At 71.2% G+C, this 26587-nt stretch carries 19 protein-coding genes; 8 read left to right on the plus strand and 11 right to left on the minus strand.

Annotation, left to right across the window (positions count from 1 at the left end):
• Positions 1-208 precede the first annotated feature (208 nt).
• The 4 genes from BM419_RS11710 (at position 209) to BM419_RS11725 (ending at position 7351) form a co-directional block, all read left to right on the plus strand.
• Complete coding sequence (locus BM419_RS11710) at positions 209-1858, plus strand: porin (RefSeq protein ID WP_091926517.1); 1650 nt, start codon at positions 209-211, stop codon at positions 1856-1858.
• 874 nt (positions 1859-2732) lie between these two features.
• Positions 2733-4328: a porin gene (locus tag BM419_RS11715; protein WP_091926518.1), complete on the plus strand. Its 1596-nt coding sequence runs from the start codon at positions 2733-2735 to the stop codon at positions 4326-4328.
• A gap of 308 nt (positions 4329-4636) precedes the next feature.
• Positions 4637-6019 (plus strand): 2-hydroxycarboxylate transporter family protein, encoded by a 1383-nt coding sequence (locus BM419_RS11720; protein ID WP_091926519.1) that lies wholly within the window; start codon positions 4637-4639, stop codon positions 6017-6019.
• A 24-nt stretch (positions 6020-6043) separates the two neighbouring features.
• On the plus strand, positions 6044-7351 hold the full coding sequence (locus tag BM419_RS11725; RefSeq protein WP_091926520.1) for an MFS transporter: 1308 nt from the start codon (positions 6044-6046) through the stop codon (positions 7349-7351).
• Between the two features lie 14 nt (positions 7352-7365).
• Here BM419_RS11725 and BM419_RS11730 read toward each other — a convergent pair whose 3' ends face one another.
• A complete protein-coding gene (locus BM419_RS11730; RefSeq protein ID WP_091926521.1) occupies positions 7366-8019 on the minus strand; it encodes a GntR family transcriptional regulator in 654 nt (217 codons plus the stop codon).
• Between the two features lie 116 nt (positions 8020-8135).
• Here BM419_RS11730 and tcuA point away from each other — a divergent pair, with 116 nt between their 5' ends.
• Entirely contained in the window at positions 8136-9632 is a 1497-nt protein-coding gene (gene tcuA / locus BM419_RS11735; protein ID WP_091926522.1) for an FAD-dependent tricarballylate dehydrogenase TcuA, read from the plus strand.
• 117 nt (positions 9633-9749) lie between these two features.
• Positions 9750-12914 carry a double-strand break repair protein AddB gene (gene addB, locus BM419_RS11740; protein ID WP_091926523.1) on the plus strand — a complete coding sequence of 1055 codons (3165 nt, stop codon included), beginning with the start codon at positions 9750-9752 and terminating at the stop codon, positions 12912-12914.
• A 151-nt stretch (positions 12915-13065) separates the two neighbouring features.
• On the opposite strand, the gene BM419_RS11745 is transcribed toward addB, so the two are convergent.
• The 4 genes from BM419_RS11745 to BM419_RS11760 form a co-directional block, all read right to left on the minus strand.
• A complete protein-coding gene (locus BM419_RS11745; RefSeq protein ID WP_091926524.1) occupies positions 13066-14295 on the minus strand; it encodes an acyl-CoA dehydrogenase in 1230 nt (409 codons plus the stop codon).
• Between the two features lie 113 nt (positions 14296-14408).
• Positions 14409-15338 carry an AEC family transporter gene (locus tag BM419_RS11750; protein ID WP_020090796.1) on the minus strand — a complete coding sequence of 310 codons (930 nt, stop codon included), beginning with the start codon at positions 15336-15338 and terminating at the stop codon, positions 14409-14411.
• 259 nt (positions 15339-15597) lie between these two features.
• A complete protein-coding gene (locus tag BM419_RS11755; protein ID WP_056531494.1) occupies positions 15598-16077 on the minus strand; it encodes a hypothetical protein in 480 nt (159 codons plus the stop codon).
• A 92-nt stretch (positions 16078-16169) separates the two neighbouring features.
• The gene (locus tag BM419_RS11760) at positions 16170-17372 is read right to left on the minus strand and encodes a trans-sulfuration enzyme family protein (RefSeq protein WP_091926525.1); all 1203 of its coding nucleotides are present in this window, start codon (positions 17370-17372) and stop codon (positions 16170-16172) included.
• Positions 17373-17491: 119 nt separating this feature from the next.
• On the opposite strand from BM419_RS11760, the gene BM419_RS11765 reads away from it, so the two are divergent.
• Positions 17492-18010 carry a TspO/MBR family protein gene (locus BM419_RS11765; RefSeq protein ID WP_091926526.1) on the plus strand — a complete coding sequence of 173 codons (519 nt, stop codon included), beginning with the start codon at positions 17492-17494 and terminating at the stop codon, positions 18008-18010.
• Between the two features lie 187 nt (positions 18011-18197).
• Here the strand turns inward: BM419_RS11765 and BM419_RS11770 are convergent, their stop codons facing one another.
• The 4 genes from BM419_RS11770 to BM419_RS11785 form a co-directional block, all read right to left on the minus strand.
• The gene (locus BM419_RS11770; RefSeq protein WP_043712027.1) at positions 18198-18725 is read right to left on the minus strand and encodes a phosphate-starvation-inducible PsiE family protein; all 528 of its coding nucleotides are present in this window, start codon (positions 18723-18725) and stop codon (positions 18198-18200) included.
• Positions 18726-18849: 124 nt separating this feature from the next.
• Positions 18850-19407, minus strand: coding sequence for a DUF4337 domain-containing protein (locus BM419_RS11775; protein WP_091676362.1), 558 nt, complete (start codon positions 19405-19407; stop codon positions 18850-18852).
• Between the two features lie 141 nt (positions 19408-19548).
• The gene (locus tag BM419_RS11780; protein ID WP_091926527.1) at positions 19549-22686 is read right to left on the minus strand and encodes an efflux RND transporter permease subunit; all 3138 of its coding nucleotides are present in this window, start codon (positions 22684-22686) and stop codon (positions 19549-19551) included.
• Between the two features lie 21 nt (positions 22687-22707).
• Positions 22708-23991: an efflux RND transporter periplasmic adaptor subunit gene (locus BM419_RS11785; RefSeq protein ID WP_091926581.1), complete on the minus strand. Its 1284-nt coding sequence runs from the start codon at positions 23989-23991 to the stop codon at positions 22708-22710.
• A gap of 177 nt (positions 23992-24168) precedes the next feature.
• Between BM419_RS11785 and BM419_RS11790 the strand changes: the two genes are divergently transcribed.
• Positions 24169-24351 carry a hypothetical protein gene (locus BM419_RS11790; protein ID WP_020090787.1) on the plus strand — a complete coding sequence of 61 codons (183 nt, stop codon included), beginning with the start codon at positions 24169-24171 and terminating at the stop codon, positions 24349-24351.
• Between the two features lie 85 nt (positions 24352-24436).
• Here BM419_RS11790 and BM419_RS11795 read toward each other — a convergent pair whose 3' ends face one another.
• Complete coding sequence (locus tag BM419_RS11795; protein WP_091926528.1) at positions 24437-25471, minus strand: glycosyltransferase; 1035 nt, start codon at positions 25469-25471, stop codon at positions 24437-24439.
• Positions 25468-26562 carry a glycosyltransferase family 2 protein gene (locus tag BM419_RS11800; protein WP_020090785.1) on the minus strand — a complete coding sequence of 365 codons (1095 nt, stop codon included), beginning with the start codon at positions 26560-26562 and terminating at the stop codon, positions 25468-25470. Before BM419_RS11800 ends, BM419_RS11795 begins: the two co-directional genes overlap by 4 nt.
• Positions 26563-26587: the final 25 nt, after the last annotated feature.

A 26587-nucleotide genomic window follows, 5' to 3' on the forward strand; every position in this document is an offset into this window, starting at 1 on the left:
CATCGCGCTGGAACTGCCAAGGCAGCCGCGAATCCTCGTTGCTCGCGGAAACCCGTTCGCACATGGTGATCGTGCACGGGGGCATCGCCAAGCGAGAGCCCGCAGGAGCCTGCCACCTAAGACGCAGGCCAAACCTACAGAACGTGCGGCTAGACCCGGATAACCGGGCAGGTCCGCATCATTGGGTCTCGAAGCTTTGGAGATGTCTATGAAGCTCTTGAAGAGCTCATTGCTCGGGTCTGCTGCTGCGTTCGCGGCGGTAGGCGCAGCCCACGCCGCCGACCTGCCGGTCAAGAAGGCGGTCCCGATCGAGTACGTCCGCGTCTGCGGCGCCTACGGCGCCGGCTTCTTCTACATCCCCGGCACCGACACCTGCCTGCGCATCTCGGGCCGCGCCCGGTTCGAGGGCGGCTACATGACCAGCTACTCGCGTCAGGGCACCAACGGCGACACGTCGGGCTACCAGGGTCGCCTGCGCATCAACCTCGATGCCCGCACGCAGACCGCCTACGGCACGCTGCGCGCCTTCGTCCGCCTCGATGCCGGCTCCCGCACCGGCTACTCCGGTGTCGGCACCTCCGGCACCCAGCAGCGCATCGCCCAGGCCTTCCCGGGCCTCGGCATCGACCAGTTCGGTCGCGCCCAGCAGTTCGTGAACGTCGACAAGGCGTTCATCCAGTTCGCCGGCATGACTGCCGGTCGCGCCTCGTCGTTCTTCGACTTCTACGCCCACGACTTCGAAATCATGGGCAGCACGCTTGGCTCGGACGTCGCCTCGACCAACCTGCTCGCCTACACGGCCACGCTCGGCAACGGCCTGTCCGCCACGATCTCGCTCGAAGACCCGGTCTTCCGTCGCAGCCCGATCTTCTCGCAGACGAACAACCCCTCCGGCGCCACGGTCAACGGAACGATCCAGAACTTCGCGCAGACGAGTGCCCCGGCTGAGGTGTTCATCGGCTACACCGGCGGCGTGCCGACCCGCTTCAGCTTCGTCGACGCCATCCAGCGCTCGCGCATGCCCGACTTCGTCGGCGCCCTGCGCCTCGACCAGGCCTGGGGTTCGGCGCAGCTGTCGGCGGCCGTCCACGAGCTGAACGTCGGCAACGTGGCCAACGGCGCCGGCACCGGCACCGGCTCGAACATCAGCATCCCGCACACCAGCAACTCGTACGGCTGGGCGGTGCAGGGCGGCCTGAAGATCAACACGCCGTTCATCGCGCCGGGCGACGCCCTCTACCTGCAGGGCGCCTACGGCTCCGGTGCCCAGATGTACACCGGCTACTGCGCGTTCAGCGGCTGCTACGCGCAGAACCCGGCCACCATCCAGGGCCAGAAGTTCGCGCAGTACATGGTTGACGCGACGATCAACCCGTTCTCGGGCCGACTCGAGCAGTCGACGAGCTTCACCGCGACGGCCTCGTACCTTCACTACTGGTCGCCGGAGTGGCGCTCGGCCTTCTTCGGCTCGTACGGTGAAATGAGCTACAGCAGCGGCGCTCGTCTCGCCCAAGGCGCGGCGTTCTCGCTCGCCAACCCGGGCGGTACCAACTCGTTCGGCGTGAACGCCGTCGGCGTGCCGGGCTCCCGGTTCTACCAGCTCAGCGAGGCGCTGCGCGACACCTACCAGTTCGTGGCGGGCGGCAGCGTGATCTGGTCGCCGGTGAAGGACCTCGATATCGGTGTCGAGGCCTACTACACCCAGATCGGCCTCAAGAACGGCCGCGTGATCGACCGCGACAAGAGCCCGACGGCCTACGCGAACGTCGCCGGCATCAACGCCGGTACCTTCGTGCCGCGGACCACGACGACGGACAGCGTTTCCACCCTCCGCTTCCGCGTCCAGCGCGACTTCTAAGCCACTCCACCGGCGCCGGGGCCTCGGCCTCCGCGCCGGTCCCCGTGCTTCAGGAACCTCAAGGCTCGGCTTCGGCCGGGCCTTTTTCGTTGTGCCGGGCCGCCCTGGATCCGTAACGCCTCCGGCCGCCAGCGCGCGGTCGGCCACGCGACCCGGTGCGTTCCGCGCCGCGATCCCGCCCGCTCCCGGCCGGTCCGTTGACCGACCCATGATAGGGTCCGGCGATGCGCCGCCCCGCGCGCAGGGCGCCGCCGGTGCGCGCCATCGTTCGTTCGGACCCGCTTTCCGGGCGCGCGCCGCGTCCATCGAGCCGGGCAAACGCCGCCGCGCCGTGCGACACGTGCCATCCCGCAAATGAGCCGAGCCTCCGGCCGACGCGTCGGACGGGCAGGACCCGCGCGTCGAATCGCTCGCCGGCGACCGCGTGCCGTTCGCGGGGCACCCAGGCGGTTCTGACTGCATCCGCCACGCCTGTCCGGTCAGAGACGGCCCGCACGACAGCTCCGAGTCGACTTCCGGGCCATTGCCTCTCGATTGGTGCTGGTCGTTCGAACGAGCCGGTTTTATCAATATTTCATCCGTTCGGCTAACCTGATAATATATAGATATACTGAGTAATTATCTCAGATTTTGTATTATTGGATAACAGTTTGTTGCGTACGCGCAACGTTAATCTGCAGGATTGAAGATAAATCCGAATCTTTGTTGCATGCGGTGGTGCCGCTGCACATCGTCGCCGGGCAAATGGGCCTCAAAACCGCCGTGGCGAGCGAGAACATGCCAACGATCTGCGAATAAATCGTGGATTATATTTGGTGTGTCAGGTCTTGCTCATCCGTTTGCGAGAATTGAGCTTCAAATTCCGGAGACATCGATGACATTACTGAGATTATCGCTGCTGGCGACTGCCGCCGCGTTCGCGACAATGGGCGCAGCGCACGCCGCCGACCTGCCGGTCAAGAAGGCTGTCCCGGTCGAGTACGTCCGCGTCTGCGGCGCGTACGGCGCCGGCTTCTTCTACATCCCCGGCATCGACACCTGCCTGCGCATCTCGGGCCGCGCCCGGTACGAGGGCGGGTACATGACGGCGTCGACGCGGCAGGCCGGCACCAACGCCGGCGACAGCGCGGGCTATCAGGCGCGTCTGCGCATCAACCTCGATGCCCGCACGCAGACCGCTTACGGCACCCTGCGCGCCTTCGTCCGCCTCGATGCGGGATCCCGCACCGGCTACGCGCGCTCGGGGACGCAGGCGCGCATCGGGCAGGCCTACGACGCCACCGGCGTCGACCAGGCCGGGCATGCGCAGCAGTTCATGAACGTCGACAAGGCGTTCATCCAGTTCGCCGGCCTGACCGCCGGTCGCGCGGCGTCGTTCTTCGACTTCTACGCCCACGACTTCGAGATCTACGGCGCGACCGCGGGCTCGGACGTCTCCTCCACCAACCTCCTCGCCTACACGGTGACGGCCGGCGCCGGGCTGTCGGCCACGCTGTCGGTCGAGGACCCGGTCTTCCGGCGCAGCCCGATCTACGCGCCGGCCGGCACCGCGTCGCCGGTCAGCCCGGTCTTCGTCGGCTACTTCAGAGGCGCACCGATCGGGGTCAGCGGTGTCGACAGCATTCAGCGCGAGCGGCTGCCCGATGTCGTCGGCGTCCTGCGCGTCGATCAGGGCTGGGGCTCGGCGCAGCTCTCCGCCGCGGTTCACGAGCTGAACGTCGGCAACATCGCGGCGACGCCCGCGGCGGGCGCCAATGTCAGCGTCGCGCACACCAGGAGCGTCGAGGGCTGGGCCGTGCAGGGCGGCCTGAAGATCAACGCACCCTTCGTCGCGCCGGGGGACGCCCTCTATCTCCAGAGCGCCTACGCCGACGGCGCGCAGATGTATACGGGATACTGCGCCTTCACCGGCTGCTACACGCAGCTCAACAACGGCTTCCAGGGCCAGAAGATCTACCAGAGCTTCTCGGACGCGACGGTCAACCCCTTCACCGGACGGCTGCAGACATCGCAATCCTTCTCGGCGGTCGCGTCGTTCCTGCATTACTGGACGCCGGAATGGCGCTCGGCGGTCTTCGGCGCCTACGGAGAGCAGGACTTCTCCCGCAACGCGCGCCTCGCACAGGGCGCGCTCTACAATGTCCTGAGCTTCAACGGCGCCGCCAATCTCGGCTCCAACGCGGTCGGCGCGCCCGGAACCCGCTTCTACCAGTTGAGCCAAGCGCTGCGCGACACCTATCAGTTCGTCGCGGGCGGCAGCATCATCTGGTCGCCCGTGCGCGACCTCGATATCGGCGTCGAGGCCTTCTACACCCAGATCGGCGTGAAGCACGGTCGCGCGATCGACTCCGACAAGAGTCCCACCGCCTACGCCAACGTCGCCGGCATCAACAGCGGCACGTTCGTCCCGCGCACCGTGACGCAGGACTCGGTCTCGCAGGTCCGCTTCCGCGTCCAGCGCGACTTCTGATCGACGATCCCGGCGGCGGGGCCTCAGTCCCGTCGCCTGTCCCCGTCCGATGCCGTCATGGCCCGGTCGGCCGCTTGGCCAATTCTCTGAGCTGTGATCACGACGGAGACGGGATCTTAATCCCGGCCGACGGGACAGGTCGCGTCCTTTGTTCCCTGGATCGCGTTGCCGCCCTTCATCCGCGCTGATACGCCGGATGTCACTTTATCGCCGCCGATCGTGCGCGACCCGATGGATCGCGGCCCGGCGCGCGGTCGCGAGGGCGCGGCGAAGCGGCCCGCGAGCGGTCAGAGATCCGGGGGGACGCCATGACCAGCACCGTTTCACCGAGCCCGATCCCGTCGCCGGCGGAGGGCCGGGCTGAGGACGGGCGCGCGGCCCGGTTCTGGCCGGACGTCTGGTGGCGGCTGATCGACTTCAAGATCGGCATCATACCGCTCCCGATCTTCGTCGTGCTGGCGATCCTGCTCACCGTCTTGGTCCAGGAGGGCGAGATCAAGCCCGACGGGCCGACCATGATCGCCGTGCTGGTGATGGGCGGCTTCACCTGCGCGGAGATCGGCAAGCGGATCCCGATCCTGAAGAACATCGGCGCCGGGGCGATCTTCGCGACCTTCATCCCCTCGGCGCTGGTCTACTACGCCCTGGTGCCGCCGCAGATGGTCAAGGCGATCACCGATTTCACCAAGTTCACCAACTTCCTCTACATCTACATCGCCACGATCATCGTCGGCTCCATCCTCGGGATGGACCGCGAGGTCCTGATCAAGGGCTTCCTCAAGATCTTCGCGCCGCTCGCCCTCGGCTCGGTGGCGGCGGCCCTGGTCGGGACGCTGGTCGGCACGCTCCTCGGCCTCGGCCCCTACAAGACCTTTTTCTTCATCGTCGTGCCGATCATGGCGGGCGGCGTCGGCGAGGGGGCGATCCCGCTCTCCATCGGCTACGCGGCGATCCTGGGGATGCAGCAGGGCGTGGTCTTCGCCCAGGTGCTGCCGCCGGTGATGCTGGGCTCCCTGACCGCGATCATCCTGTCGGGCACGCTCAACTCCGTCGGCAAGCGCTACCCGCACCTCACCGGCGAGGGCCGCCTCCAGCCCGATTCGGACGGCATCAAGTCGAGCGACGCCCAGGCCAAGGCCGAGGCGGCCAAGGGCCAGATCGATCCCGCCACGATCGGTGCGGCCGGGCTCACGGCGATCACCCTCTACCTGCTCGGCGTCATGGCCCACCACCTCGTCGGCCTGCCGGCGCCGGTGGCGATGCTGTTCCTCGCGGTCCTGGCGAAGCTCGCCAGCGCGGTGTCGCCCCATCTCCAGGCCGGCGGCTTCGTGGTCTACAAGTTCGTCCAGATCTCGATGACCTACCCGCTGCTCTTCGCCATCGGCGTCGCGCTGACGCCCTGGCACGAGCTGATGGCGGCCTTCACTCTGGTGAACCTGATCACGATCGTGTCGACCGTCGTGACCCTGATGACGGTCGGCTTCTTCGTCGGCCGCTGGCTCGGCATGTATCCGATCGAGACCGCCATCGTGAACGCCTGCCACAGCGGCCAGGGCGGCACCGGCGACGTGGCGATCCTCACGGCGGCGAACCGCATGGCCCTGATGCCCTTCGCGCAGATCGCCACCCGCATCGGCGGCGCGCTGACGGTGACCGGCACGATCGTCGCCATGAAGTGGATCGGTGCCTGACGGGCACCCGGAAAGGACGTTGTCATGGCCGGTGATCCCGGGGCCGTCGGGGCCACGCTCAAGTCGCGGATCGGCGCGATCCTCCGCTCGACGAGCGGCAACTTCCTGGAGATGTTCGACTTCTTCCTGTTCGGGTTCTACGCCACCTACATCGCGCGGGCGTTCTTCCCCTCGGGCAACGAGACCACCGAGCTGCTCCTGACCTTCGGCACCTTCTGGCTCGGGGCGCTGATGCGGCCGCTCGGGGCGATCGTGCTCGGCGCCTATATCGACCGGATCGGCCGCCGGAAGGGCCTGATCATCACCCTCGCCATCATGGCGAGTGGAACGGTGCTCATCGCCTTCTGCCCGGGCTACGACACGATCGGGGTCGCGGCCCCGCTGATCGTGCTGGCCGGGCGCCTGCTGCAGGGCTTCTCGGCGGGCGTCGAGATCGGCGGCGTCTCCATCTACCTATTCGAGATCGCCACGCCGGGCCGGCGGGGCTTCTACACGTCGTTCCAATCGGCGAGTCAGCAGGTGGCGATCATGTTCGCCGCCCTGATCGGCTACGGGCTGAACGCGTTCCTGACCAAGCAGCAGCTCGGCGATTTCGGCTGGCGCATCCCGTTCTTCATCGGCTGCCTGATCGTGCCGTTCATCTTCTTCATCAGGCGGTCGCTCCAGGAGACGCAGGAATTCGCCAAGCGGACCCGCCACCCGACCACCCGCGAGATCCTGACCACGGTGGCCGCCAACTGGCGGATCGTGCTGCTCGGCATGATGCTGACCACGATGACGACGGTGACGTTCTACATGATCACCGTCTACACCCCGACCTTCGGCAAGAACGTCCTCAAGCTCACCGAGACCGACAGCCTGATCGTGACGCTGTTCGTGGCGATCACCAACTTCGTCTGGCTGCCCGTGGGCGGAGCGCTGTCGGACGCCATCGGCCGCAAGCCGGTGCTGCTGACGATCTCGACCCTGTCGCTGCTGACGACCTACCCGGCGCTGCACTGGCTCGTGGCCGATCCGACCTTCGGCAAGATGCTCGCTGTCGAGCTGTGGTTCTCGTTCTTCTTCGGCGTCTACAACGGCGCGATGGTGGTCTCGCTCTCGGAGGTCGTGCCGGCCCATGTCCGCGCCAGCGGCTTCTCGCTGGCCTACAGCCTCGCCACCGCGCTGTTCGGCACGGCGACGCCCATGGTCTCGACCTTCCTGATCGAGAAGACCGGCGACCGGGCGGCGCCGAGCTACTGGCTGATGGCGGCAGCCGCCTGCGGCATCGTCGCGACGCTCGCCCTGTTCCGCGGCCGGCCCAGTCTGGAGCGCGTGCCGGCTCACGCCTGAGGGTCGGGGGGCCCTCAGCTCTCCTGCCAGATCCGGATCCGCGCCTTGAAGGCAGCGCGGATATGGGCCCGGGCCGCGGCCTCGGCGGCATCCCCGTCGTGGGCCCGGATCGCCGCCACGATCGCCGCGTGCTCGGCGAGCGATTCCGCGGCGCGGTCGGGTGCCGCCAGCGTGGTGGCGCCCGGGAGCAGCACCAGGGACAGGCGCATCGTCTCCAGCGTGGCCTGCAGGAAGCGGTTGCGCGCCGCCCCGTGGATCTGGCGGTGGAACAGCCGGTTGGTCCGTGCCAGCGCGGGCGCGTCGCCGAGCAGCGTCCGGTCCCGGGCGACCATCTCCTCCAGGATCTCGGTCTCGACCGTGCTGGCGTGGATCGCCGCGAGGCGCGCGGCCGTCCCCTCCAGCACCTCGCGCAGGTCGTAGAGCTCGCTCACCTGCCCGTAATCGAGCTGCGCCACGCTGGCGCCCCGGTGCGGCTCGTGGGCGACGAGTCCCTGCGCCTCCAGCCGGCCGAGCGCCTCGCGGACCGGCGTGCGGCTGATCTGGAACCGCTCGGCGAGCTCCGCCTCGCGCAGGCGGCTGCCAGGGGCGAGCTCGCCCTCCTCGATCGCCCGCAGCAGCCGCTCGTAGGCGCCGGCGCCGCTGGAGCGCTCCGCTTCGCTGGCCTTCATGTCCGGCTCTCCTCGGCTCGGCCATAGCGCGAAACCGTGACGCCTGAAACGCTTGCGAGAAATTGCATGCAGACGTATACAATGCGCTGAGATCAGCCACTGGAGAGGAGGCAGGCATGCAGCGTCCCGACGATGCGCCGTGGGATGTGGTGGTGGTCGGCTCGGGCAACGCCGCCATGAGCGCCGGTCTCGCCGCCCTGGAGCGCGGCGCCTCGGTGCTGATAATCGAGAAGGCCGAGCGGGACCTCGCCGGCGGCAACACCGCCTACACGGCCGGGGCCATGCGCTTCGTCTACGCGGGCAACGACGACCTGATCCCGCTGCTGGTCGATCCTGAGGACCCGCGCCTGCCGCGGACCGATTTCGGTGCCTACACGGCACAGAAATTCGAGGCGGACCTGCTCGGCTTCAACGACGGGCGGCCGCTCTCGCGCGAGCAGCGCATCCTGATCGACGAGAGCGGCGCGGCCCTGCGCTGGCTGGCGACGCAGGGGGTGAAGTTCGAGCCGATCTACTCCCGTCAATCGTTCGAGAAGGACGGGCGCTTCGTGTTCTGGGGCGGCCTGACGCTCGCCACCCACGACGAGGGCTTCGGCCTCGCCCGGGCCGAGCTGGAGGCCTTCACCCGGGCCGGCGGCGAGATCCGCTACGGCTGCCCGGCCCGGGGCCTGATCGTGGAGGACGGGCGCGTCGTCGGCGTGGAGACGCCGCAGGGTCCGGTCCGGGCGACGTCCGTGGTGCTGGCCTGCGGCGGCTTCGAGGCGAACGCTGCCCTCCGGACACGCTTCATCGGCGAGGGCTGGAACAAGGCCCGGGTGCGCGGCACACCCCACAACCAGGGCGACGGGCTGCAGATGGCGCTCGACCTCGGTGCGAAGGCCCACGGCTTCTACGGTGGCTGCCACGCCACGCCGATGGACCTGCACACCCCCGATTACGGCAACCTCGAGCTGCCGCACGGCGAGCGCAAGCACTACCGGAAGATCTGCTACTTCCTGGGCCTCATGCTGAACGCGGACGGCGAGCGGTTCGTCGACGAGGGCAAGAATTTCCGCAACTACACCTACGCCCAGTTCGGCCGCTCGATCATGGAGCAGCCCGGGCACGTGGCGTGGCAGATCTTCGACGCCAAGGTCGATCACCTGCTCTACAGCGAATACCGGTTCCACGACGCGCACTTCGTCGAGGCCGACACCCTGGACGGGCTCCTCGACAAGCTCGAGGGCATCGACCGCGCGGCGGCGCGGCGGACCATCGCGGCGTTCAACGCCGCCGTGGACGAGAGCGTGCCCTTCGACCCGACCGTGAAGGACGGGCGCGGCACGAAGGGGCTCGCCCTGCCGAAGTCGAACTGGGCGCAGAGGATCGAGACCGGGCCGTTCAAGGCCTACCCGGTCACGGGCGGCATCACCTTCACCTACGGCGGCGTCGAGGTCGGCGACGACGGCGGCGTGAAGCGCGCGGACGGCGGCGCGATTCCCGGCCTCTACGCCTGCGGCGAGATGGTCGGTGGCGTGTTCTTCAACGGCTATCCCGGCGGCTCGGGGCTGACCTCCGGCGTCGTGTTCGGCCGCCGCGCCGGCTACGGCGCCGCCGCGAGGGCGAAGGGCTGAGGTCAGCGGCGGAGCGCGACCGAACTCCTCCGATGCGGGGAGGGAAGCCGCGCGATCGTTCCCCAGCGGCCCATCGTCCCCTGTCCGCCGCCCCGGCGCGGGCGTAGAAGCCCAGCCATGCCCGCCCGACAGGCCGTTTTCACCATCTCCCGCGGCGTCCCGTTCCTGCCGACGCTCGCCGAGGCGCTGCTCTCCGGCCGCCTGGTCGGGCCGGTGGCGGACGATCCGCTGGCGCTCGCCTCCGTCACGATCTACCTGCCGACCCGCCGCGCGGCCCGGGCGCTCGGCGCGATCCTGGCCGAGAGGCTCGGCCGGGACGCGCCCGGCCAGGCGACGCTGCTGCCGCGGATGGTGCCGCTCGGCGAGGCCGACGAGGCCGAGCTCGACCTCGCCGCCGAGCCGCTGCTGGAGGAGAACGCCGACCCCCTGAGCATCCCGATGCCGCCGCTGGAGCGCCGGCTGATCCTGGCCCGCCTCGTCCAGGCCTGGGCCAGGACCGTTGACCGGACGCTGCTGCCGCTGGACGCCGAGGTGCCGTTCCTGGTGCCGTCCTCCCCCGCCGACGCGGTCGGGCTCGCCGGCGATCTCGAGCGCCTGATGGACGCGCTCACCGTCGAGGGCCTTCCCTGGTCAGAGATCGGCGCGGCCGTCGAGGCCGAGTATTCCCGCTACTTCGGCCTGACCCTCGACTTCGTGAAGATCGCCGCCGAGAACTGGCCGAAGCTCCTGGCCGAGCGGGGCCTCGCCGATCCCGTCGCCCGCGCCCGCGGGCTCGTGCTCGCCGAGGAGAGGCGCCTGTCGCGCGGCGCGACGCCGGACCCGGTGATCGTCGCCGGCTCGCTGGGCTCCGTCCCCGCCACGGCCCGGCTCATCGCCGCCGTGGCCAAGCTGCCCCACGGCGCCGTGGTCCTGCCCGGGCTCGATCTCGACCTCGACGGGGCCGGCTGGGACGGCATCGACACCGGCGAGGGTTTTTCCCGCGTGATCGCGCACGGCCATCCGCAGGCGGTGCTGCACCGGTTGCTCGGACCGGAGAACCTCAACCTCGACCGCGCCGAGGTCGTCGCCCTCGGCGAGCCCGACCCCGGCCAGGCGGCGCGAGCCGCGCTCCTGTCGCAGGCCCTGCGGCCGGCCGATACCACCGACGCGTGGGCCGCCCTCGACCCGGCCGAGCGCGACACCGTCGCCCGCCTCGGCCTCGAGGGGCTCGCGCTCGCCGAAGCGGCCGACGAGCGCGAGGAGGCGCTGGTCGCAGCGCTGGCGCTGCGCGAGACCCTGCAGACCCCCGGCGCCACTGCGGCGCTCATCACGCCCGACCGCGGGCTCGCCGGCCGGGTCGCCGTCGAGCTGCTGCGCTGGGGCATCGTGGCCGAGGATTCCGCCGGGCTGTCCCTGGCCGTGAGCCCGGCCGGGCGGCTCGCCCGGCTCGCGGCGGAACTCGCCGCCGACCTCGCCCGCGATCAGGCCGACGCGATCCCGGCCCGGCTGATCGCGCTGCTCTCCCATCCGATGGTCCATCTCGGCCTGCCGCGTCCCGACGTGGTCCGGGGCGCGGCCGCCCTGGAGATCGGATTGCTGCGCGGCCCCGTTCCGGCCCCGGGCTTCGACGGCCTGCGCAAGGCCCTCGCCGCCGAGCGCGCCGGGCCGCCCGAGCACCGGCCCCGGGCCAAGCGCCGCCTGAAGGACGTCGACTGGGAGCTGGCCGCGGACCTGCTGGACCGGCTCGATCTGGTGTTCCGGGATTTCCCGGGCCCGGACGGGGCGGGGGAATGCGACCTCGTCACCACCGCCGCGGGTCACCGTGAGGCGTGCGACCGGCTGATCGCCGGGCCGGAGGACGGTCCCCCGGTCGAGACGGACGGATCCCTGTCCTGCCTCGACGCCCTGTTCGACGACCTGGAGATGGCCGAGCCCGGCCTGATGCCGGGGCGGTTCGACGATTACGCCACTTTCTTCACGTCGCTCGCCCGGGAGCGCAAAGTCGCCTGCTCGGGCGAGGCGCCGCATCCGCGCCTGCGCATCCTCGGGCTGCTGGAGGCGCGCCTGCTCTCGGTGGATCGCGTGGTGCTCGGCGGGCTGGACGAGGGCGTCTGGCCGGTGCGCACGCTGACCGACTCGTTCCTCAACCGGCCGATGCGCGAGCGGGTCGGCCTCAACCCGCCCGAGCGGCGGATCGGGCAGATGGCCCACGACTTCGTGCAGGCGCTCGGCTGCCGCGACGCGGTGATCACCCGCGCGCTGAAGCGGGAGGGCGCGCCGACCGTGCCGTCGCGCCTGATCCAGCGCCTGCGCGCCCTCTCGGGCGACGCCCGCTGGGACGTCGTCCTGCACGCGGGGCGCCGGCTCGCGGGCCTCGCCGCGCGGCTCGACGCGGCGCCGCCGGAGCCGCGGCTGAAGCGCCCCGCGCCGAAGCCGGACCCGGCCCTGTTCCCGCGCTCGCTCAGCGTCACCGAGATCGAGACGCTGGTGCGCGATCCCTACAGCATCTTCGCCCGCCACGTGCTCGGGCTCGACCCGCTCGATCCGCTGGCGGCGGCGCCGGGCGTCGCCACCCGCGGCTCCCTGGTGCACGACGTCTTCGCGGAATTCGCCAGTCGCCATCCCAAGGACCTGCCGCCGGACTCCGCGGAGCGGCTGCTGAACTTCGCGGTGAACGCCTTCGGCGACATCGAGGCGGAGTACCCCAACCTCTACGCCGAGTGGTGGCCGCGCTACGAGCGCATGGCCTCGGCCTATCTCGACTGGGAGGCGCGGCGGCGGCCCGGCCTGACCCGGGTCTACCCGGAGGTCTCCGGGCGTTGGGCGATCCCGATGGGGCGCGAGACCTTCACGCTGCGCGCCCGGGCCGACCGGATCGAGCTGCGGCCGGACGGCACCGCCTGCATCGTCGATTACAAGACCGGGACGCCGCCCTCGGGCAAGATGATCTTCTCCGGGTTCTCGCCGCAGCTCACCCTGGAGGCGGCGATGCTGATGCACGGCGCCTTCGCGGATCTGCCGGCCGTGACGACGACGCCGGACCTGCTCTACGTCCACGCCTCGGGCGGCCGGAAGCCCTTCGTCCCGATCCCGGTGAAGCCGCCCCGGGGCGAGGAGCGCGGCGTGGAGGCGATCGTGGCCGAGCACGCCGCGCGGCTCCGGGGGCTGGTGGCCCGGTTCATGACCGGCGAGGCGGCCTACACGGCGCGGCCCTACCCGCAATATGCCAGCCGGTACGGCGCCTACGACCACCTCGCCCGGGTGCTCGAGTGGTCGCTCGCCGGGGACGAGGGCGGGGAGTGACCCCGCCCGGGCCCTCATCCTGAGGTGCCGAAGCGCAGCGGAGGTCTCGAGGAAGCCTCCCGATATCGCCGCGGTTCCGGGGGACTTCTTCGAGGCGACTGCGCCGCACTTGAGGATGAGGTGACCCGGTGGGAGGCGCGTCCTCCGCGCCTCAGAAGAACGCCTGCAGCCCCGTCTGGGCCCGGCCCAGGATCAGGGCGTGGACGTCGTGGGTGCCTTCGTAGGTGTTCACCGTCTCGAGGTTCTGGGCGTGGCGCATCACGTGGTACTCGCCCATGATGCCGTTGCCGCCGTGCATGTCGCGGGCGGTGCGGGCGATGTCCAGCGCCTTGCCGCAATTGTTGCGCTTGACCAGCGAGATCATCTCGGGCGCCATCTTGCCCTCGTCCATCAGCCGCCCGACGCGGAGCGAGGCCTGGAGGCCCAGCGCGATCTCGGTCTGCATGTCGGCGAGCTTCTTCTGGACGAGCTGGGTCTGCGCCAGGGGCCGGCCGAACTGCTTGCGCTCCAGCGTGTAGGTGCGGGCGCGGTGCCAGCAATCCTCTGCGGCGCCCATCGCGCCCCACGAGATGCCGTAGCGCGCCCGGTTGAGGCAGCCGAACGGCCCCTTCAGCCCCGAGACGTTCGGCAGCAGCGCGTCCTCCCCGACCTCGACGCCCTCCATGACGATCTCGCCGGTGGTGGAGGCGCGCAGGGACAGCTTGCCCTTCAGCGTCGGGGCGGACAGGCCCTTCATGCCCTTCTCGAGGACGAAGCCGCGGATCGCGCCCTCGTGGGCCTCTGACTTCGCCCAGACCACGAAGACGTCCGCGAAGGGGGCGTTCGAGATCCACATCTTGGCGCCGGAGATCCGGTAGCCGCCGTCGATCTTCTCGGCCTTGGTCTTCATGCCGGCCGGGTCCGAGCCGGCATCCGGCTCGGTGAGGCCGAAGCAGCCGATCCACTCGCCCGAGGCGAGCTTCGGCAGAAACTTCTCGCGCTGCTCCTCCGAGCCGTAGGCGTGGATCGGGTACATCACGAGGGAGGATTGCACGCTCATCATCGAGCGGTAGCCGGAATCCACCGCCTCGACCGCCCGCGCCACGAGCCCGTAGGCCACGTACGAGGCGCCCGCGCAGCCGTACTCCTCGGGGAGGGTCACGCCGAGCAGGCCGAGCTCGCCCATCTTGCGGAACAGGCCGGGATCGGTCTTCTCGGAGGCGTAGGCCTCCACGATCCCGGGCAGCAGCTGCTCCTGCGCGAAGCTCTGGGCGACGTCGCGGATCGCCCGCTCGTCCTCGGTGAGCTGATCCTCCAGCAGGAAGGGATCGTCCCAGACGAAGCGGGCCGAGGCCGGGGCCGACGGGGAGGCGCTGCCCGGAGGGCGCATCGGAGCGTTCATCGAGATTTCTCGCCTGCAGGGTGGCGCGGGTCTTCGCGGCCCGCGCGCTTGACCCTACCCTAGACCCGCGCGCCGCCCGGTCCAACGCGCGCGGTGACGCCGGGGCGCCGCCGTCACGCCCGGCCGAGGAGCATGAGCCAGAGCAGCGTGGTGAGCGGCGCCAGCAGCGTCGAGACCAGGACCGAGGCCGCGACCATGCCGGTCTCGGTCCGGTAGCGCGCCGCCAGCAGGTAGGCGTTGATCCCCACCGGCATGGCGGCGAACAGGGTCGCGACGCCCGCGTAGGCGGCCGGCATCGCGAAGACGTGGAAGGCCAGGACCCAGACCGCCAGCGGGTGCAGGAGGTTCTTCAGGAGCGCGATCACGAGCGCACCCTTGAGGTCGAACAGCACCCGGTAGCGCTTCAGGCCGGCGCCCAGCGCCACCAGGGCGCAGGTGGAGGCCGTGCCGGCGAAGGCGTCGATCAGCGACTGGGCGATGCCGACCGGCGCGAGGCCGAGGGCCTTCATGGCCATGCCGATCAGCAGCGCCACGAAGATCGGGTTGCGCAGCAGCACCAGGGCGAGCCCGCGGATCCGCGCCAGGACCGGCAGGCCGGAATCGGACTCGATCAGGAAAGTGGCGCTGCCCATCATCAGGGGCAGGTGGACGGCCAGCAGCATGAACAGCGGGAAGGCGCCCTCCTCGCCGTAGGCCTGGAGGATCATCGGGACGCCCACGAACACCGTGTTCGACTGGCTCGCCGCGAAGCCGTGGAGGATCGCACCCCGGCGCTCGATCCCGGCCCGCCGCCGGGCGATCAGCGTGCCGACGGACCACGAGATCGCCGCGCCGCCGAAATACGCGACCCAGTAGGACCACGCGATGGTCCCGCTCATCCCGGGCTTGGTCAGCGTGGCGATGATCAGCGCCGGGACGGCGACGGCGAAGACGTATTCCGACAGCCCGTCGCTGACCTTGTCGGAGAGGAGCCCCGCGAGGGCGGCGGCCCAGCCGATCAGGACGATCCCGAAGATCGGGGCGATGATGGCGAGGGCGTTCACGGTGCCGGCGGGAGCGGGGGCTGATGCGCGGGGGGAGGACTCGGCCCATAGCACGCCCGCGCGCCGCGTCGCGCCCCGTCGGAAGCTGTGCTGGCATGCCGGACGAGAGGAGGGAGAATCACCGCGCCGCCGAGCGCGCCCGGGTCGCCGCGGCGGTGCGGGCCCTCATGCCGACACCCGGCAACGCGCCGGCCGCGAGACCGTCGACCTCCCCTTCGTCACCACGGCCGACAGCGGCGCGTGACGGCGCCCGCGCCGCCTACTTGTTCTCCAGCACCTGGATCGGATCCGTGCGCTGGCTCGCGGGCGGTTCCTTGGTCAGGTTGGCGCCGCCCTCCCGCTGCACCTTGACGTCCTTCGGCGCACCCGGCCCGCCCACCGCGCGGCCGCCCTCGGCGCTCTGGGTCGGCACCGTGCCGGACGCCAGTTCCAGGCAGGTCACCATCTCGACGTAGGAGGGGAAGCCGCCCGCCTTGAACTGGTTCTGGCACTGGCTCTTCGCGGCGGGCGTGTAACTGCTCCAGTGGCGCTCGGCCTCCTTCTTGGCGTCGCGCTCGGAGCGGATGCAGCCGTCGTAATTCGCCTTGTCGCTGATGCTCGTGTTGGCGACCTGAGCCGACCGGCAGGTCCGCTCGACGTCGAGATCGGGAACCGCGTCGGCCCGGGCGGAGGCCGGCGCGAGCGCCAGGATGAGCAGCGCGAAGGTGCCGGGGACCATCGTGCGGGAACGGGTCGTCATGTCGTCAGACTCGCGATCTGTGGCGGTTCGCGCCGCCGGAACTGCCGGCACAACGCGCCAGGAGCCGGTTCGGCACCAAGCGCCCGCGACGATCAGCCCGCGTGGGCGCCGCGCAGGGCCTGGTCGAGATCGCCGTACAGGTCGTCCGTGTCCTCGATGCCGGTGGACAGGCGCAGCAGGTCCGGCGGGCAGGGGCTGCCCGGGCCTTCCACCGAGGCGCGGTGCTCGATGAGGCTCTCGACGCCGCCGAGCGAGGTCGCCCGCTTCCAGAGCCGCACCCGCGCCGCCGTGGCGATGGCGCCGGCCTCGCCGCCGGCGACCCGGATCGACAGCATGAAGCCGAACCCGTCCCGCATCTGCCGGCAGGCGACCGCGTGGCCGGGATCGTCCGGAAGGCCCGGGTAGAGGACCCGGGTCACGTGCGGGTGCCCGCTCAGGCGCCCGGCGAGGCGCAGGGCGCCCGCCGCCTGCGCGGCCGCCCGCAGGTGCAGGGTCCGGAGCGAGCGCATCAGCAGGTAGGCCTCGAACGGCCCGAGGATCCCGCCGCTGCCGGCGCGGATCCCCCGGATCCGCTCCCAGAACGCGTCGGCCCGCGCCCCCGCCAGCACGCCCGCAACCACGTCGGAATGACCGTTCAGGATCTTGGTGGCCGAGTGCATCACGATGTCGGCGCCGAGTTCCAGAGGGCGCGTGTGCACCGGTGAGGCGGCCGTCGAATCGACGGCGAGCCGCGCCCCCGCCGCGTGGGCGATCTCGGCCGCCGCGGCGATGTCGGTGACGGTCCAGAGCGGGTTGCCGGGGGTCTCGATCCAGACGAGCTTGGTCCGGCCGGGCTCGATCGCGGCGCGCAGGGCACCCGCGTCGTCCGTGTCCACGAAACTCAGTGTGAGGCCGCGCCGGGGCGCCTCCTCGCGCAGCCAGCGCTTCAGCGCCCAGTACATGACCGTGCCGGCGACAACGTGGTCGCCGGGCTCCAGCGCGCCGAACACCGCGGTCGCCGCCGCCATCCCCGAGCCGAACAGCAGCGCGCCGGCGGCGGCGCCCTCCAGCATCGCCAGGACCGACTCCGCCTCGCGCACCGTGGCGTTGTCGGGCCGCGCGTAGCTGTAGCCGGAGCTGTAGCCGTTGTCGGGATCGCGGATGAAGGTGGTGGCGACGTGGAGCGGCATCACGACCGCCCGCGTCTCCGGATCGATCCGGCCCATGGCCTGGGCGGCGAGGCTCCGGCGCGTGTATTCCGGCTCGGCGTCGCTCCGGGTATCCGACGGACCCCGCGGCGCGTAAGGCTGTGACATCTGGCGATTCTCGGCGGATGGAGACGGGCGCGTGCCACGGCGCGCGGGTGCCGGCAAGCCGCGCCACATGCCGGGCCACATGCCGCGCCACATGCCGCGCCCCGTGGAGACAGACGATCATGACCGCCGCCACACAGGTCCCCGAGGGATCGCCCCTGCCGCGCTGGCTGCGCCTCGCCGCCGCGATCCTGCCCGTCGCGGCCACGGCCGCCGTCGGCTCGGTGTCGACCCAGGCGGAGATCCCGGGCTGGTACGCGAGCCTGAACAAGCCGGCCTTCAACCCGCCGAACTGGGTGTTCCCGGTCGCCTGGACGATCCTCTACACGATGATCGCGGTCTCGCTCTGGCGCCTGCTCGGCGCCATGCCGCGCACGGGACCGAGCCGCCAGGGCTGGTGGCTCGCCCTCGCGGCATTCCTGGTGCAGATCGCCCTCAACGCCGCCTGGACGCCGGTCTTCTTCACCGCCCACGCGATCGGCGCCGGCCTGATCGTCGTCGCGATGCTGCTGGTGATGGTGCTCTGGACGATCCGGCTGACCTGGCGGTTCGACCGGCTCGCGGCGTGGCTCCTCGTCCCCTACGCGGCCTGGGTCGCCTTCGCGACGCTCCTCAACGCCGCGATCCTGCGGATGAACTGATTTCCAATTCCGGTTCGGTTTCCTTCCGTCATCGCGAGCGAAGCGACCCAGTGCAGCGTTACCTCGGTCGGCGTGGCGCAACTGGATTGCTTCGCTGCGCTCGCAAGGACGGTCAGGGCAATCCGGACGCCGTCAGGCGTACGGATCAGTGCAGGTCCTTCGTGAACGCCGCGAAGGCGCGCGGATCTCAGGACACGTGCTCGGGCTTCTCCTCGCCGGCCGGCTTGCCGTCGTCGCGGGCGCGGTGCAGCAGGAAGATCGCGAACACCATCGTGAGGATCAGACCCGCCAGCACGCCGAGCTCGATCATCGAGGCCTGGAACAGCGCCTGCTTCTCCGGCGACCAGTCCTTGGCGTGCATGATCTCCGACGATTGCAGGGTGATCACCAGAACCCGCCGGATCGAGGCGATCAGCCCGACGATCAGGAACGGCTCGCAGGTCAGCGTCCCCGACCGCATCGAGACCCGGACCGTGTGCAAAATCTCGATCAGCATCAGCAGGAACAGCAGCCGGTCGATCACCTCGAGGATCTGCTGAGCGCCGCCGAGCGCCCGCATCGCCTCCCAGGTCATGCCGGCAGCCTCGATCAGCGCCACGAGGGCGGTGAGCGCCAGCAGGATGCCGAGCGCCGCGTAGATCGCGTGCTCGGTGTGCAGGAAGATCGCGCTGGCGACCTTCGTCAGGCGCCCCTGGTCTTCTGAGTGTTCCGACATCATTCCCCCCCTGGAATGCGCCGAGACGATCAGCTTCCGGACCGCGCGTCCAGTGCGGCGACGCTTGTGCTCGATCGATCGGGATCGGGGGTGGCGTTACGTCGCTGCCGGCGGCCGGGGCCGCTCAGTGGAAGAACGGCAGGGCGTGCGGCGCGAGGTAGCCGAAGCCGAGCAGCGCCGCCCCGGCGAGGCCCAGGAAGCCGCCGGCGAAGACCAGCAGGCTGATCCCGGTGATGACCTCGGCCGAGGCCAGCACGATCCCGATCTGGAAGGCCGCCGAGGCCAGCTCGTAGTGGTGGTAGCGCAGCAGCGCGAGGTCGCGCCGGCCCTCCGAGGCGCGGGCCTTCTCGGACAGCTCCTTGCGGCCCTCGCCGGTCGCCGGCTCCGAATCCCAGCGCGCCAGCGTCTTCGACCACTCGGCGCGCTTGGCGGCGATCGCGTCCTGGTTCGGTCCCGGGGGCACCAGCGCCAGGGCCTCGTCGGCGGTCTTGAGCACCGTCGCGCGGATCGTGCGGGCCTGGAAATAGGCCCACTGGTTCGCGGCCTCGACGTTGGCGCCGATCGAATCCGTCTGGGACGCCTTGCCCAGTGTCTCGCTGAACGCGAGGAACAGCGCCAGCACCGAGATCAGCAGCGCCACGCGCTTGTTCGACCCCTCGACCGCCCCGTGACCACCCGACATCGTCTCGCTCGTCTCCGTTGATTCGGCGGGGCCGAGTCACAGCCCATCGCGGCGCGCGACGCAATCCGCGACACCGATCCGGCACCCGCTCTCCGCGCCGACCTGCTCTCCGCGCCGACCCGCTCTCCGCGCCGACCCGCTCTACTCCGCGGCGATCCGCGGCGGCGGCGGGTGCCCGTCATTGGCCGGATGGGCCGGATCGAAGACGGGGGCATCCTCCGGATCGTCGCGCTCGCCGATGAAGCGGCCGAACAGCCGCGTCAGCAGGCGGGACAGGTCGTCCATCAGCACGAAGATTGCCGGCACGAAGACGAGCGACAGCACCGTCGAGACGATCAGGCCGCCGATCACCGCCACCGCCATGGGCGAGCGGAACTCGCCGCCGATTCCGTAGGCCATCGCGGAGGGGACCATGCCGGCTGCCATGGCGATGGTGGTCATGACGATCGGCCGGGCGCGCTTGCGGCCGGCATCGACGATCGCGACGTTCCGGTCGACGCCGGCGCGGATCTGCTCGACGGCGAAATCCACCAGCATGATGGCGTTCTTGGTCACGACGCCCATCAGCATCAGGATACCGATCACCACCGGCATCGAGATCGGCATGTGGCAGATCAGGAGCGCCAGGATCGCGCCACCGATGGAGAGCGGCAGCGAGAACAGGATGGTCAGCGGCTGCAGGAAGTTGCCGAACAGCAGGATCAGCACGCCGAAGACCATCATCAGGCCGGCGCCCATGGCCAGCGCGAAGCCCTCGAAGACCTCGCCCATCACCTCGGCGTCGCCGGTCTGGCTGATCGTCACCCCGGGGGGCAGGTTCTTGGCGGTGGGCAGGTTCATGACCTGGCTGATCAGCGCGGCGAGCGCGTCGGTGCCCTGCATGTCGCCCTCGAGCGCGACGCGCACGGCGCGGTCGTAGCGGTCGATGCCGGTCGGGCCCTGGCCGAGGCTGATGTCGGCCACGGTCGCGAGCGGGACGGCCGTCCCGCCCTTCACCGGCACCTTCAGGGTCTCGAGGTCGGAGAGCCGGCCGCGCACGCTCTCGGGGAGCTGCACGCGGATCGGGATCTGCCGGTCGGTGGCGTTGAACTTGGCGAGGTTCATGCCGATGTCGCCGATCGTCCCGACCCGCACGGTCTCGGCGATGGTGTCGGTGCTGACGCCGAGATCGGCCGCCACGGCGGGCTTCGGCCGGATCCGGACCTCGGTCCGGTCGAGGGGGGCCGTCGACATGACGTTGACGAGGTGCGGGACCTGCTGGGCCTCGCGCTGGAGCTTGGCCGCCGTCTCGGCCACCACGGCCTTGTCGGGGCCGGCGATGATCAGCGCGAGGTCGCGCTGGCCGCCCTCGCGCAGGGCCCAGAAGCGCAGGTCCGGCTCCTCCCGGAGGATCGCCGCGACCTCGGCGTCGATCTGCTTCTGCGTCTTGTCGCGGCTGTTCTTCGGCGTGAGGTTGATGGTGAGACTCGCGAGCCGCACCTCCTTCTTGGCCGGCAGCTGACGGCCGCCGTCCACGAACACGCTCTTCACCTCGGGCAGCGCGCGGATCTTCTCCTCGATGCGGTCGGTGACCCGGACCGTGTCCTGGAGCCGGGCGCCCGGCGGCAGCTCCACCACGAACAGGGTGCGGGCCTGGTCCTCGGCCGGCAGGAAGCCCGCGGGCAGCAGGCCCGTGGAGGCGATGGAGCCGGCGAAGCACGCGAGGCCGAGCACCAGCGTGATGAACTTGTGCCGGACCGACCACGCCACGAGGCGGGTGTAGCCGCGCATGACGACGCCGTCCCGCTCGTGGTCCGGCCCGTGGTCGCGCAGGAAGTAGGCGGCGAGCAGCGGCGTGATCAGGCGCGCCACGAGCAGCGACATGAACACCGCGGCCGCGATGGTCAGGCCGAACTGCTTGAAGTACTGGCCGGCGATGCCGCCCATGAACGACACCGGCGAGAAGATCGCGATGATCGTCGCCGTGATGGCGATGACCGCGAGGCCGATCTCGTCGGCGGCCTCGAGGGACGCGCGGTAGGGCGACTTCCCCATCCGCATGTGCCGGACGATGTTCTCGATCTCCACGATCGCGTCGTCCACCAGGATGCCGGTGACGAGCGTGATCGCCAGCAGGCTGACGGCGTTGAGCGAGAAGCCCAGGGCGCTCATCACCCAGAAGGTCGGCAGCACCGAGAGGGGCAGCGCCACCGCGGCGATCAACGTCGCGCGCCAGTCGCGCAGGAACAGTAGGACCACCACGACGGCGAGGAGGGCCCCCTCGATCAGGCCCATCATGGCCGAGTGGTAGTTGCCGATCGTGTTGACGACGCTGGTGTCGATCAGGTCGAACCGTACGTTCGGATTGGCCGCGTGCAGCGCCGCGATCTTCTTGGCGACGCCCACCGACACGTCGGCGTCGCTGGCGCCGCTGGCGCGGGAGATCGCGAAGGCGACCACCGGCTCGCCGTTGAAGCGCGCGAAGGTGCGGGGCTCCTCGGCGGTGTCCGACAGGGTCGCGAGCTCGTCGAGGCGGACCTTGCGGTTGCCCGGCACCACGATGGAGGTCTTGGCCAGCGTCTCGAGGCTCGCCGAGGCGGCCAGCGCCCGGATGGACTGCTCCTGGCCGCCGACCTCGGCCCGGCCGCCGGCCATGTCGGCCGAGGTCAGGCGCAGCTGCCGGTTCACGTCCGCGGCGGTGATGCCGAGCGCCAGCAGGCGGTCGGGCTTCAGGGTGACGCGGATCTCGCGGGCGACGCCGCCGAGGCGCTCGACGCCGCCGACGCCCTTCACGCTCTGCAAGCCCCGGGCGACGACGTCGTCCACGAACCACGACAGGTCCTCGGGCGTCATGGCGGGCGCTGAGGCGCCGTAGACCATGATCGGCAGGCCGGCGATCTCCACGCGCGAGACGATCGGCTCGTCGATCGTCCGCGGCAGGTTTTGGCGGATCTTGGCGATCGCGTCCTTGACGTCGTTTGTCGCCCGATCCTGGTTCACCTCCAGGCGGAACTCGATCGTGGTGGTGGAGGTGCCCTCCGTGATCGTCGAGAGGATGTGCTTGACGCCCTTCACGCCGGCGACCGAATCCTCGACCCACTTGGTGACCTGGGTCTGGAGTTCGGCGGGCGCGGCGCCCGATTGGGTGATCGTCACCGAGACGATCGGGATGTCGATGTTGGGGAACCGGGTGATCGGCAGCGCGCGGAAGCTCACCAGCCCGAGGATCATCAGGACCAGGAACAGGACCACCGAGGGCAGGGGCTTGCGGATCGCCCAGGCGGAGACGTTGAGGCGCATGGCCGGATCCTTCGTCTCGTCCTACCGCGGGGCCGCGTCGGCGATCGGCGTGCTGGTGGGCGCCGGCACGGGGCGCACCCGGTCGCCGTCGCGCAGGAAGCTCCCCGCGCGGGCCACGACGCTCTCGCCGGCCGCGACGCCGGAGCGGAGCTCGGTGAAGCCGTCGGCCGAGAGCCCCGCGGCCACGGGCCGCGCCTCGACGCGCCCGTCCTTCACCACGAGGACGCTGGCGCGGCCGTCGGCCGCGTAGAGCAGGCTGGAGACCGGCACGGCCACGCCGGTGCGGCGCGCGATCTCGACGTTGCCGCGCGCGAAGGCGCCGATGCGCAGGGCCGGATCGTCGCCGAGGCGGATGCGCACCTTGCCGAGCCGCGTCGCCCGGTCGACCTCCGGGTAGACCCGGCGCACCTTGCCGGCGAGGCGGCGGCCATCATCGAGGTCGAGGCTCGCCGGGTTGCCGACGTGGATGCGCGCCAGCGACGTCTCCGGCACCTCGCCTTCCAACTCGATCTCGCCCCGGGCGATCAGCCGGAACAGCGGCTCGCCCACCGCGGTGGCTGTGGCGCCGATCCGGGCGGTGCGGCGATTGACGATGCCGGCCTCCGGCGCCCGGATATCGGTGCGGGCACGCCGCAGGGCGATCTCGGCGCCGGCCGCCCGGGCGGTGGCGAGGTCGGCCTGGGCCGATTGCAGGCCGCCCCTGGCGGCGGCGAGGCGCCCTTCCGCTCCCTGCGCCGCCGAGACGCGCTGTTCCAGCACGGCCGCGGTTGCGTTCCCGGTCTTGGCGAGCGCCTGGGCCCGCTCCAGCGACTGCTTGGCTTCGACGTTGGCCGCCTCCGCCTGGACGATCTGGCTCTGGGCCTGGACGATGGCCGCCTCGGCCCGGGCGATCGCCGCGGCGTTCGAGGCCTCCTGGGTGACGATCATCTCCAGCGACAGCTTGGCGAGAACCTGTCCCTTGGTGACGCGGTCGCCCTCCTCGACGAGGAGATCGGTGATGCGCAGGCCCTCTACCTCGGGGGAGACGAGGATCTCGTCGCGCGGGACCAGCGTGCCGGTGACGACCGCCCGCTCGACGATCTCGCGGTTCTCGGCCGGGACCACGGTGACGGCGGGCGCGATGGCGGCCGCGTCGGGAACGGCGGCGGTCTCGACGGCCCTGGCCGGCGCCCCGGCGAGGATCGCGAGCCCGCACAGGAGAGTGAGGCGGGGCGCGCGCCAACGGACGGAGTTCACGACGGGGGCCTCGCAAGCGGCGCTGGACTGGTATTGCCTCTCCCTCGCTGGGCAGGTCGGCGTTTTCATGGCGAGCCACTCCACCGGAGGTCGAGCATAGCGCCATCCGGCGGGGCCGTCGCCGGGCCTCGCGCCGCAGGTGATCGGGGCGGCCGGAGCGCGGCCGTTCACGGCGCTCAACCTGCAACCAGCCACGAATAGCGACGTTAATAGGCCGATGGTCTTCTCGGGACCGGGGAGGGGTCGATGAGCATTTTCCAGATTAGGCAGACGAAGAGCGGCGCGGTGCTCTGGACGGGGGCGGCCGACGACGAGCAGACGGCCCTCGACGCCATGGCGCGCGAGGCGGGCTATCGCGACTTCTCGTCCCTGCCGGACACGATCCGCGCCGACGGGATCGAGGCCGCGAAGCTCGACCTGATCTCCTGAGTCCGGACATGAGTCCGGATATGAGTGCGGACTGAGGCACCCCGCGCCGGCGCGGCGACCGCCCGCTCCGTCGCGGCCCGGCCGTTCAGAGATCCGCGATCAGGGTCTGGATCGTCGCGGCGCAGGTCCGGACCGCGTCCGGGTCGTGCAGGCCGCCGATCACCGATGGATCGATGGCGCGGGCCGCCGCGATGAGGCCAGGCCACGCCGCGGCCGAGGGCCAGCCGGGATGAACGATCGCGCCCCCGAGCCGGGCCAGAGCCTCGGCCTTCTCGGTCTGCTCCCCGTAGGCACGCTCCTCCGGGAGGCAGACGAAGCGCTTCCGCTGCGCGGCCGCCAGGGCGACCACGCCGTCGCCGCCGCCGCCCACCAGCAAAGCCGCCCGAGCGACCCGCGCCTCGACGTCCGGGACCCAGCCGTGCAGGTGCAGGTTGCCGGGGACGGCGCCCGAGCCTGAGACCGGCCCCAGGACGTGCCACGGCCGGTCCGGCACCGCCCGCGCGGCCGCGGCGAGATCCGCGAGGTCGCCCCCCGCGCCGCCGCGGCCGAACACCACGACGATGTCGCGTCCCGCCTCGATCGGGGCCTGCGCCGGCGCGCCCAGGAAGCCCGCGTACAGCGTCTTGGCCCGGACCCAGTCCGGCACGCCCGCGCCGTCGAGCGCCTCGGGGAAGGGGGCGAGCAGCCGCGCCGCGCCGCGGAAGGCCTCCAGATGCGGCCGGTCGGTCCGGGTCCCCGCGAGCCGCACCACCAGGGTCGGCACCGACAGGAGGCGCGCCAGGAGGGCCACCTCCACCGAGACGTCGACGACCAGGAGGGCCGGCTCGGCCCGCTCCGCCCAGGCGGCGATGCGCGCCATCCGCGCGCGGACCCCCGGATGGTTGAGCGGCGCGTAGTGCAGGGCCTCGGGCCGCCCGGTCGCGCCGTCCCGGCCGTCGAAGGCCGCGTCGCCGAGGGGGCGGTCGTCGGGCAGGTCGACGGTGTCGAGGCCGGCGGTGTCGAACCCGGCCAGCGTCCCGAGGATCGTGCAGGGCCGGTCCAGAGCACCGGCGACGGCCCGGGCCCGCTGGAGATGGCCGGCGCCCTGGTGATGGACGTACCAGCCGATGCCGCGGGTCACGCGGCGTCCCTCAGGGACGACGCGAGGGCGTCGAGATCGGCGACCGCCTGGTCGAGGGCGCAGTCCCGCGCCGGCGGGCTGCGCGACTCGAGGATCCGGTCGGCCCGCTCCACGAAGGCGATGTCGTTCGGGCAGGCCCCGACGGCGGCGAGGTCGTCGGCATCGAGACCGAGCCGCGCGCAGGCCGCGGCGCGGGCCTGCGGGTCGAGGTGGAAGGCCCGGCGCAGGGCCGCGCGGCGCAGGATCAGCGCCTGCCAGTGCGCGGCCTCCGGCAGCAGGTAGGCCTCCCCGTCGAGGACGCGGGTCCGGCGCAGCATCTCGGTGGCCATGCCGCCCGAGACCCGCCCCTGGTGGCGGGACGAGACCAGCACCTGCACGTCCGGGCAGTGGCGCAGGCGCGCGCCGTTGGCGCGCAGCAGCCCGACGAGGGCGTTGTCCTCGCCGCAGGGCAGCGCCGGCAGCCCGCCGACCGCCCGGTACAGGATCGCGGGAACGGCGAGGCTCGCGCCGGTATGGTCGCCGTGACGGGGGGCGGGATCGTAGGGCGGCGGGTCGAGCAGATCCTCCAGGCGTCGGACGCCGGACCAGTAGCGCTCGATGCGCGCGTGCAGGTCCGTCAGGGCGGGGTCCGGCGTGCCGTCGTCGTCGATCACCAGCCGGCCACCGACGATGTCGGCGGCCTCCAGCGCGCGGAGGTTGGCCGCGACCCACTCGGCCGGCAGGCGGGCATCCGCGTCGGTGGTGAGGAGGATGCCGTCCGGCTCCCCGTCCGCCTCCAGCCACTCGGCACCGGCATCGAGCGCCATGCGCCGCGCCGTGCCGACATGGGCGTCCGCGCCGCCGAGCTCGACCGCGATCAGCCGGAGGGTCAGGGTCGCGAGGATGCCCGAGGCCTCGACGTCCCGCACCGCCTGGACGGTCCCGTCCGTGCAGTTGTTGGCCAGCACCACGACGCGCAGGGGCGCCCGCGCCGAGACGCCGTTCTGCGCGGCCAGGGAGGCGAGCAGGCGCGGCAGGCGCTCGGCCTCGTTCCGGGCGGGAATGCAGACGACGCAGGGGGGCGGGGCCGGATGGTCGGCGTCGGTGGTCATGGCAGGTCTCCCGTGGCACCCTCGT

The sequence above is a fragment of the Methylobacterium sp. yr668 genome (assembly GCF_900116245.1).
GTDB lineage: Bacteria > Pseudomonadota > Alphaproteobacteria > Rhizobiales > Beijerinckiaceae > Methylobacterium.

Excerpts from the sequence above, each read along its gene's own strand:
- BM419_RS11710 (WP_091926517.1), top strand. The coding sequence starts at position 209 with ATGAAGCTCTTGAAGAGCTCATTGCTCGGGTCTGCTGCTGCGTTCGCG.
- BM419_RS11715 (WP_091926518.1), top strand. The coding sequence starts at position 2,733 with ATGACATTACTGAGATTATCGCTGCTGGCGACTGCCGCCGCGTTCGCG.
- BM419_RS11720 (WP_091926519.1), top strand. The coding sequence starts at position 4,637 with ATGACCAGCACCGTTTCACCGAGCCCGATCCCGTCGCCGGCGGAGGGC.
- BM419_RS11725 (WP_091926520.1), top strand. The coding sequence starts at position 6,044 with ATGGCCGGTGATCCCGGGGCCGTCGGGGCCACGCTCAAGTCGCGGATC.
- BM419_RS11730 (WP_091926521.1), bottom strand. The coding sequence starts at position 8,019 with ATGAAGGCCAGCGAAGCGGAGCGCTCCAGCGGCGCCGGCGCCTACGAG.
- tcuA (WP_091926522.1), top strand. The coding sequence starts at position 8,136 with ATGCAGCGTCCCGACGATGCGCCGTGGGATGTGGTGGTGGTCGGCTCG.
- addB (WP_091926523.1), top strand. The coding sequence starts at position 9,750 with ATGCCCGCCCGACAGGCCGTTTTCACCATCTCCCGCGGCGTCCCGTTC.
- BM419_RS11745 (WP_091926524.1), bottom strand. The coding sequence starts at position 14,295 with ATGAACGCTCCGATGCGCCCTCCGGGCAGCGCCTCCCCGTCGGCCCCG.
- BM419_RS11755 (WP_056531494.1), bottom strand. The coding sequence starts at position 16,077 with ATGACGACCCGTTCCCGCACGATGGTCCCCGGCACCTTCGCGCTGCTC.
- BM419_RS11760 (WP_091926525.1), bottom strand. The coding sequence starts at position 17,372 with ATGTCACAGCCTTACGCGCCGCGGGGTCCGTCGGATACCCGGAGCGAC.
- BM419_RS11765 (WP_091926526.1), top strand. The coding sequence starts at position 17,492 with ATGACCGCCGCCACACAGGTCCCCGAGGGATCGCCCCTGCCGCGCTGG.
- BM419_RS11770 (WP_043712027.1), bottom strand. The coding sequence starts at position 18,725 with ATGTCGGAACACTCAGAAGACCAGGGGCGCCTGACGAAGGTCGCCAGC.
- BM419_RS11775 (WP_091676362.1), bottom strand. The coding sequence starts at position 19,407 with ATGTCGGGTGGTCACGGGGCGGTCGAGGGGTCGAACAAGCGCGTGGCG.
- BM419_RS11780 (WP_091926527.1), bottom strand. The coding sequence starts at position 22,686 with ATGCGCCTCAACGTCTCCGCCTGGGCGATCCGCAAGCCCCTGCCCTCG.
- BM419_RS11785 (WP_091926581.1), bottom strand. The coding sequence starts at position 23,991 with ATGAAAACGCCGACCTGCCCAGCGAGGGAGAGGCAATACCAGTCCAGC.
- BM419_RS11790 (WP_020090787.1), top strand. The coding sequence starts at position 24,169 with ATGAGCATTTTCCAGATTAGGCAGACGAAGAGCGGCGCGGTGCTCTGG.
- BM419_RS11800 (WP_020090785.1), bottom strand. The coding sequence starts at position 26,562 with ATGACCACCGACGCCGACCATCCGGCCCCGCCCCCCTGCGTCGTCTGC.